The 548-nt window shown below is 67.0% G+C and carries 1 protein-coding gene; it reads left to right on the forward strand.

Features of this window, described 5'->3' with window-relative positions; genetic code table 11:
- The coding region (locus IL992_RS45605; protein ID WP_193209511.1) for an RICIN domain-containing protein at window positions 1–360 on the forward strand (360 nt) is incomplete at its 5' end.
- Between the last annotated feature and the right edge of the window lie 188 nt (window positions 361–548).

Genomic DNA, 548 nt, shown 5'->3' on the forward strand with positions numbered 1-548 from the left:
TCCGGGCGGTGCCTGGACGTCAGCGGGGTGTCGCAGGCCAACGGCGCTCAGGTGCAGATCTGGGACTGCAACGGCCAGAACAACCAGCAGTGGACCTCGACCAGCGCCGGTGAGCTGCGCGTCTACGGCAACAAGTGCCTGGACGTGAACGGCGGCGGCACGGCCGACGGCACCAGCGTGATCATCTGGGACTGCAACGGGCAGAACAACCAGAAGTGGCGCCTCAACTCCGACGGGAGCATCACCGCCGTCGGGGCGAACAAGTGCCTGGATGTGTACAACAACGGCACCGCCAACGGCAGCAAGGTCATCATCTGGTCCTGCAACGGCCAGAACAACCAGAAGTGGACCCGAGCCTGACACCACCCGGGCACCCGCCTTCGCCGGGGTGATTGATCGCCCCGGCGAAGGCCGCACATGACGCCCACTCATCCGGTGGGCGTCATCCCCGCCACGACCCCCCTCCTCCCAGGAGCAGGCAGTGCATCCACAGGAAGTCCCGGGGACGGCTCCACACCGAGCCTTCCACGCGCACCCCATGAGACCGC

Source organism: Microbispora sitophila, assembly GCF_014892245.1.
In the GTDB taxonomy this organism is placed as follows: Bacteria; Actinomycetota; Actinomycetes; order Streptosporangiales; family Streptosporangiaceae; genus Microbispora; species Microbispora siamensis.